A 7,332-nucleotide genomic window follows, 5' to 3' on the forward strand; every position below is an offset into this window, starting at 1 on the left:
CGCGCGAGGCCTGCATCAAGAGCACCAGGCTCGCCATCGAGCTTGCCCGCAAGCACGACACGCGCCTGCATGTGCTGCACATTTCCACCGCCGACGAACTGGCCCTGTTCGAGCCTGGCCCGGTGGCCAGCAAGCGGATCACCGCCGAGACCTGCGTGCACTTCCTGCACTTCGACGCCGATGATTACGAAGAAAAAGGCTTCCTGATCAAGTGCAACCCGGCGATCAAGATGGCCTCGGACCGCGAGGCGATCACCCGTGCCGTGGCCGAAGGCCGCATCGACGTACTGGCCACCGACCACGCGCCCCATCTGCTGGAAGAAAAGGCCCAGTTGTACGACGCCGCGCCTTCGGGCCTGCCCCTGGTGCAGTACGCCCTGCAGGCCGCCATCGAGCGTGTATTCGAGGGCAAGCTCACCCTCGAACGCGTTGTCGAAGCCGTTTGCCACGCTCCGGCGATCCTGTTCGACGTGGTCGACCGCGGCTTCCTGCGCGAAGGCTACGCCGCGGACCTGGTGCTGGTGGATCCGAACAGGCCGCATACCGTGACACGTGCCGAAGTGCTGTCCAAGTGCGGCTGGTCGCCGTTCGAGGGCACCACGTTCACCGCCAGCATCGCCGCCACGTTCGTCAACGGCCAGCGCGTATGGGACGGCACGAAGGTGGACGACTCCATACGCGGCCAGCGGTTGGCCTTCGCGCGTTGAGGCGCAGGTCCATGGCGTTGGCCGCGCTGCTGGCGGCCTTTTCCGCCAGCGCCGCACCGATCCCTGCCCGTCTGTCCCAGGGCGGCATCGTGGTGGCCAAGGTGGCGCCGGGCTCGCAGGTCACCGTGGCCGGCAAGGCCGTGCGCGTGGGCAGCGATGGCACCGTGGTGTTCGGTGCCGGTCGCGATGAACAAGGGCCGCTGAGTGTCGATGTAACGGCGCCCGGGGGCGCCGCGCGCCATATCGGCATCGTCATTGAGCCACGTGACTGGCCGATCGAGCGCGTCAACGGCGTACCGCCGCAGACGGTGAATCCCGACCCGGCACTGGCCGCGCGCATCGCCCGTGAGCAGGCGGAAGTCACGGCCGTGCGCAGCCGCGACGACAACCGCGAAGACTTCGCCCATGGCTTCATCTGGCCGGTCACCGGCCGCATCAGCGGCCGCTTCGGCAACCAGCGTATCTACAACGGCGATCCAAAAGCCCCGCATTCGGGCATGGATATCGCCGTCCCCACCGGGACGCCGATCAAGGCGCCGGCCGCGGGCATCGTGACCTTCGCCAGGCCCGGCCTCTATCTCACCGGCGGCACCGTGGTGCTCGATCACGGCTTCGGGCTGTCATCGAACTTCCTGCACATGTCGCGCATCGACGTGAAACCAGGCGACCACATCACCCAGGGCCAGGTGATCGGTGCGGCCGGGATGACCGGACGCGCCACCGGGCCCCACGTCCACTGGGGATTCAACTGGTTCGGCGTGAGGCTCGATCCGCTGCTGCTGCCGGGGATCGACAAGCCTTAAGTCAGGCCCTTGCCCGCGTAAGCCACGGCATCGTGCGGATGCAGGCTTTCATGGTGGGCAATGCGCACGTGGAAGTCGGCGATGCCCGGCATGGCATCGAGGGTCTGCTGCACGCGACGGGCAGCATCTTCGCAGAACATCAGGTTGGCGCCATTGGCGAGCGCGAAGGCCTGTTCGTCCTCGCGCTTGACCGCCGTCTGCACCGCCGTGCCGAGTGATGCTTCCACCGCATCGATGATCGCCAGCAGCTTCGGCGCGTTCGCCGCCGCCGGCCGGATGCACAGCTTGGCCGTGCTGCGCTGGGCATGCGGCGTTGCCACGATGCCCTTCTCCGTGCCCAGCCAGCGCAGGATCACCTCGTGTTCCAGCGGTTGGCCGGGTTTGAAATCCTCGGCGAACCGCTGCTGGATCATCTGCCGCGACAGTGCCGCCGACGCCGGACAGGTGGAGGAATACACAACGTCGGTGCCGATCTCCATGCTGAACTTGCCCTCGGCAAGTACCGCTTCCAGCCGCACGGGATACGCGCGCCAGCCGCTGTTGTCGCTACGCAGCGCGCGGCGGCGGATAAGCTGCTCGAAGTGGATCACCACGCGTGCGGCATCGGACAGGCCTTCGTGGGAGGCCAGGAACGATTCAAGCAGCCTGCGCAGCACCGTTTCGTCCACAGGGCCCGCGCTCAGCGCTTCGTCCACCAGCAGGTACAGGCGGGACATGTGGATGCCCCGGACGCCCTCCTTCGCCAGGTTGACGAAGGCGCCGACGCGGGCGCTGGTCTGGCGCACCTGGCCGTCGCCGGCGTCGAACTGCACCGGCATTTCCATGCCGTCCATGCCGACCCAGTCCAGGACACCGGAGCCCGAGGCATGCGGCAGCGAGGCCACGTCCGGAAGCGATGAGGAGGGGCGGTCTTCATTGAACATGGCAAAAAAATCCTGGTACGGGTCGGCTGGGGACTAGTCGACCACAATGGGGATGGGGTGGGGTCATGGCAATGGTGAGTGCCAGCGAACGGTGTGTTCGGCCTAATACGCGTGTCGGGAATTTCGCGCCGCGCGCCAGGCGAACAACGCCGTGCTGGGTCCACCCACGGCCGGAGCTGCTTTAAGCACGGCCAGCGGCTCCGGGGCCCGGGCTGCCTGTTCGGCCCGGCGCCGGGCCTGGCGGAGCGTCATGGAGCGGAAAAGCGACAGCGGCGCACCCGGTGGGGCGGCCTGGCGCAGGGCCGCGGCGATATCGCCCGACTGTGCCTTTACCGCGTCGCGGCGGGCCGGGTTATCCGTACGCAGGCCGGCGCGGGTGAGGCCAAAACGCGCCATTCGCGCCATGGGCAGGGCCAGCCGCTCAACTTCGGACTGCTCGTCCACCATGGCCAACGAGCCGAGCAGGTGCGCATGGGTTGCAACGGCCGTGGCCCGGCCAGGGTCGGCGCCGACGCCAAACCACCAGGCTGTCTCCAGCCGGGCCAGGGCGCCATGCAGGATGGAGGTGGCCGCCACCTGGGCCGGGAAGTCCGCCGCGGTTCCTTCCTCGAGCTGGCCCATCGCGGCCAGCACGGGGGCAATCCAGAGCGTCAAGGGCAGAACGTCGGCCCGGGGCTGGTTGAACAATACGCGGGTGAGCGGATGGCGCCCGCCGCTGGCGCGGGCGCCGGAAAGTTCCTCCGCCCACCAATTGAGCTTTACCGCGGCTACCTGTGCCTCCCTGATGCCGTAGGCAGCGCCCACGATCTCCCGCTCGAAGGCCGCCAGCGCAACGTGTCCGTTTCGCAGGGCAGGATCGAGAAACCCCAGGGCCACCCGCTGCTGCGGATCGGAGGCCAGCCACTGGTCGAGGTAACTCTGGAATGCAGCGTCGGTCATGCGTGCACGGACAAGCCCAACACGGATGCGAATTCGGCCACGGTATCCACTACGAGGTCCGCGCCCCATGTGCGCGGGTCACCACCGTCGAGGTATCCCCAGCCCACGGCCACGGTGTAACACCCGGCAGCGCGCCCGGCCTCGACGTCGCGGCGATCGTCGCCGACGAACAGGCACCGGGTGGGATCGACACCGGCCCGCTCGCACGCCAGCAGCACGGGTGCCGGATCGGGCTTCTTCACTGGCAGGGTGTCGCCGGAAACCACGCTTGCCGCGCGCACGTCCATCTTCAACGCCGCCAGCAGGCGGTCGGTGAGGAAGCCAGGCTTGTTGGTGACGATGCCCCACGGCACGCCGCGCTCTTCCAGCGCCAGCAATGCTTCGTCCATGCCATCGAAAGGACGCGTATGCACCGCGATGTCGCGTTCGTAGCGGGCAAGGTACCCGGGCATGCGCTCGATCAGCCGGGCACTGGAATCATGCGGGTAGGCTGTGGCCAGGATTGCGCGGGATCCGCGCGAAACCACCTGGCGCAGAACGTCGAAAGCCGGTGGCGCCACGCCGTCGTCGGCGCACACCGATTCGAGCGCGGCGTAGAGATCAAGCGCGGTATCGAGGACGGTGCCGTCCAGGTCCAGGAACACCCCGGCCAGCGGCTGCGGCAGCGCCTTCATGCCGGCCGCGTCGCGGCAAGGATGTAATTGACCTGGGTCATGCCGGTGAGCCACGCCTTGCGCGAAAGCGGGTTGTAGCCCAGGCCCTTGACCTCGTCCAGTTCAAGGCCTGCCCGGCGCAGCAGGGCCCCAAGCTCGGAGGGCTTGAGGAACTGCGCATAGTGGTGCGTACCACGCGGCAACATGCGCGTGATGTATTCGGCGCCGACGATCGCCGCGCCGAAGGCCAGCGGCGTGCGGTTGATGGTGCTCATGAAGATACGGCCACCGGGCTTCACCATGCGGGCGAGGTCCTGCACCAGTGCAGCCGGATCGGGCACGTGCTCGATCAACTCCATGCAACAGACGGCATCGAACGTGCCGGCTTCGGCGAGGGCGAGCTCGTGCGAGCCCTGCACGCGGTAGTCCACGGAGAGGTTCGATTCGTACAGGTGCAGCTTGGCGATGCCGATCACTTTCTCGCCAAGGTCGATACCGGTGACCTGGGCCCCCGCGCGGGCAAGGGCTTCACTTAACAAGCCACCTCCGCAACCCACGTCCGCCACGCAGGCGCCGCGCAGGGTTATGCGATCGGCGATGAAACCGGCGCGCACCGGGTTCAGGTCGTGCAGCGGGCGCGATTCGCCGTTTGGATCCCACCAGCCTGCGGCGAGCTTGCCGAAACGGGCGATTTCCGCGGCACTGACATTGGCATTCGTGGCGTGTTCCATGAGATTCCTTCGAAAGCCGGGAGTGGATCAGACCGCGGCGATGCGCTCGCGCCACTGGCGGGTTCGCGCACGCAGGGCATCGGTGTCGACATCGGCCAGGACGCCATCGACGAGCTTGCGCACGCCTGCGATCCATACATCGCTTACCTGGTGGCGCGCCGCGGCGTAAACCAGCTGCGAGGCCACATGATAGAGCGGCTGGGTTTCCAGGTCGTCCAGGCGCACGGCGGTGAGGTCGGCCTGCTTGCCAGGCTCGATGGAACCGACGAGTTCGCCCAGGCCAATCGCCCGGGCGCCTTCGAGGGTTGCCGAACGCAGTACCGATGCTGCGTCGAACGCCGAGGCATCCTTGGCGACGGCCTTGGCCAGCAAGGCCGCGGTGCGCATTTCGCCGAACATGTCCAGGTCGTTGTTCGAGGCGCAACCGTCGGTGCCGATGGCCACGCGCACGCCGGCCTGGCGGAGCTTGTGCACCGGGCAGAAGCCCGATGCGAGCTTGAGGTTGGATTCCGGGCAGTGCACAACGCTCACACCGTGCTCGGCGCAGGCAGCGATCTCGGTGTCGGTGAGCTGGGTCATGTGCACCGCCACCAGGCGATCATTGACGATGCCCAGGCGCTGCAGGCGCTGGAACGGGCGGATGCCATGTTCGCGCTTGCTCTCTTCCACTTCCTGGGCCGTCTCGTGCGTATGCAGGTGCACGGGAATGTCCAGCTGGTCGGCCAGTACACGGATGCGCTCGAAGCTTTCGTCCGATACGGTATAGGGCGCGTGCGGCACGAAGGCGGTACTGAGCAGCGCCTGGCCGCGGAAGCTGTCGTGCACTTCCAGCGCGCGGGCGAAATAGTCGTCCTGCGTGGTGGCCCAGGCGCTGGGAAACTGGATCACCGGCAGGCCCACCACCGCGCGGAAACCCATGCGGTTGAAGGTGGCGCCGATCACGTCGGGGAAGAAGTAGTTTTCGTTGGCGCAGGTGGTGCCGCCGCGGATCATCTCGGCCACGGCCAGTTCCACGCCGTCGCGGATGAACTCCGGGCCCATGAAGGCGCCTTCCACCGGCCAGATGTGATCGTTCAGCCAGGTCATCAGCGGCAGGTCGTCGGCCAGGCCGCGCAGCAGTGTCATCGGGCTGTGCGTGTGGGCATTGACCAGCCCCGGCATCAGGGCATGTTCGGGCAAGCTGACCAGCTGGCGCGGCTCATATAGGGCGCGCGCCTCGTTGGTGGGCATGATGGCGACAATGGTGTCGCCATCCACCACCACGGCGTGGTCATCCAGTACCACGCCATGTGGTTCGACGGGGACCACCCAGCGGGCCTCGATCACGAGGTCGACGGCGGTGCCGAGCGGTTGTGACATATCGTTACTTCACGCGGCTGGTGTATTCGCCGGTGCGGGTGTCCACGCGGATCAGTTCATCCTGGTTGACGAACAGCGGCACGCGCACCACGGCACCGGTCTCGAGCTTGGCGGGCTTGCCGCCACCGCCGGAGGTGTCGCCGCGGACGCCGGGGTCGGTCTCGACGATCTTCAGTTCCACGAAGTTGGGTGGGGTGACCGAGATCGGGCGGCCGTTCCACAGCGTGACCACGCACTCTTCCTCGCCCTTGAGCCACTTGGCCGCTTCACCGGCGGCGGCTTCGTCGGCCTGGTGCTGCTCGAAGGTTTCCTGCTGCATGAAGTGCCAGAATTCACCGTCGCTATAGAGATACTGCATGTCGGTATCGACCACATCGGCACCCTCGAAGGAATCGCTGGACTTGAGCGTTTTCTCCGTGGTGCGGCCATTGATCAGGTTGCGGATGCGGATGCGGGTGAAGGCCTGGCCCTTGCCCGGCTTGACGAACTCCGCCTCGACGACGACGTACGGATCGCTGTCGACGATGATCTTCACGCCATTCTTGACGTCGTTGAGACCGTATGTGGCCATGCCTTTTAAACTCCGGGATGAAAAAACCGCTGTCCCCAGCGGCTAAAATGATCGTTATCGCAGGCGGGCCCCGCCTGCACCTAGGCCCACCATGATAACCGGAAGCCCCGCCAGCCGCCTATCTCACGCCGCCCCCGACTGGCGCGCGGCGTGGCGCGAAGCCGTCACCGACCCGCTGGAACTGCTTTCCATGCTGGGCCTGCCGCACCTGGCAGAGACCCTGCCCGCCGACGACGCCGGTTTTGCCATGCGCGTGCCCCGGGGGTTCGTCCAGCGCATGACCCATGGCGATGCCCGCGATCCGCTGCTGCTGCAAGTACTGCCGCAGTTGGCGGAAACGGACAACGTCCCGGGTTTCAGCCGCGATGCCGTGGGTGACCTGGCCTCCCGCGATGCCCAGGGCCTGCTGCACAAGTACCAGGGCCGGGCACTCCTGATCGCCAGTGGCAGCTGCGCGGTGAACTGCCGCTACTGTTTCCGCCGGCATTTTCCCTATGGCGAGGAAATCGCAGCGGCCGGCGCCTGGCGCCTGGCGCTGGAGCACGTGGCGGGCGATACCTCCATCGATGAGCTGATCCTCTCCGGTGGCGACCCGCTTTCCCTGGCCACCGGCAAGCTGGCCGAGCTCACCGACCGCCTGCGCGCC

9 protein-coding genes are annotated in these 7,332 nt (G+C 67.0%); 3 read left to right on the forward strand and 6 right to left on the reverse strand.

Annotated elements, in window-relative coordinates; translation table 11 throughout:
* Together VK519_RS00985 and VK519_RS00990 are read left to right on the forward strand one after the other, a co-directional pair.
* On the forward strand, window positions 1-707 hold a 707-nt coding region (locus VK519_RS00985; RefSeq protein WP_324346795.1), incomplete at its 5' end, for an amidohydrolase family protein.
* A gap of 11 nt (window positions 708-718) precedes the next feature.
* Complete coding sequence (locus tag VK519_RS00990; RefSeq protein ID WP_324346797.1) at window positions 719-1,510, forward strand: M23 family metallopeptidase; 792 nt, start codon at window positions 719-721, stop codon at window positions 1,508-1,510.
* Here VK519_RS00990 and folE2 read toward each other — a convergent pair.
* The 6 genes from folE2 to efp form a co-directional block, all read right to left on the reverse strand.
* Complete coding sequence (gene folE2, locus VK519_RS00995; protein WP_324346799.1) at window positions 1,507-2,433, reverse strand: GTP cyclohydrolase FolE2; 927 nt, start codon at window positions 2,431-2,433, stop codon at window positions 1,507-1,509. The genes VK519_RS00990 and folE2 overlap by 4 nt on opposite strands.
* A gap of 102 nt (window positions 2,434-2,535) precedes the next feature.
* A complete protein-coding gene (locus VK519_RS01000; RefSeq protein WP_324346801.1) occupies window positions 2,536-3,372 on the reverse strand; it encodes an isoprenoid biosynthesis enzyme family protein in 837 nt (278 codons plus the stop codon).
* Window positions 3,369-4,046 carry an HAD family hydrolase gene (locus tag VK519_RS01005; RefSeq protein WP_324346803.1) on the reverse strand — a complete coding sequence of 226 codons (678 nt, stop codon included), beginning with the start codon at window positions 4,044-4,046 and terminating at the stop codon, window positions 3,369-3,371. The genes VK519_RS01000 and VK519_RS01005 overlap by 4 nt, the downstream gene beginning before the upstream one ends.
* On the reverse strand, window positions 4,043-4,756 hold the full coding sequence (ubiG, locus tag VK519_RS01010) for a bifunctional 2-polyprenyl-6-hydroxyphenol methylase/3-demethylubiquinol 3-O-methyltransferase UbiG (protein ID WP_324346805.1): 714 nt from the start codon (window positions 4,754-4,756) through the stop codon (window positions 4,043-4,045). Before ubiG ends, VK519_RS01005 begins: the two co-directional genes overlap by 4 nt.
* Before the next feature lie 27 nt (window positions 4,757-4,783).
* Window positions 4,784-6,115, reverse strand: coding sequence for a TRZ/ATZ family hydrolase (locus tag VK519_RS01015; RefSeq protein WP_324346807.1), 1,332 nt, complete (start codon window positions 6,113-6,115; stop codon window positions 4,784-4,786).
* A 4-nt stretch (window positions 6,116-6,119) separates the two neighbouring features.
* Window positions 6,120-6,686, reverse strand: a complete 567-nt coding sequence (gene efp / locus VK519_RS01020) for an elongation factor P (protein WP_324346809.1) — start codon at window positions 6,684-6,686, stop codon at window positions 6,120-6,122.
* Window positions 6,687-6,777: 91 nt separating this feature from the next.
* On the opposite strand from efp, the gene VK519_RS01025 reads away from it, so the two are divergent.
* Window positions 6,778-7,332: 4Fe-4S cluster-binding domain-containing protein (locus VK519_RS01025; RefSeq protein WP_324346811.1), on the forward strand; the 555-nt coding region annotated here is incomplete at its 3' end.

Source organism: Pinirhizobacter sp. (genome assembly GCF_035317885.1).
In the GTDB taxonomy this organism is placed as follows: Bacteria; Pseudomonadota; Gammaproteobacteria; order Xanthomonadales; family Rhodanobacteraceae; genus Pinirhizobacter.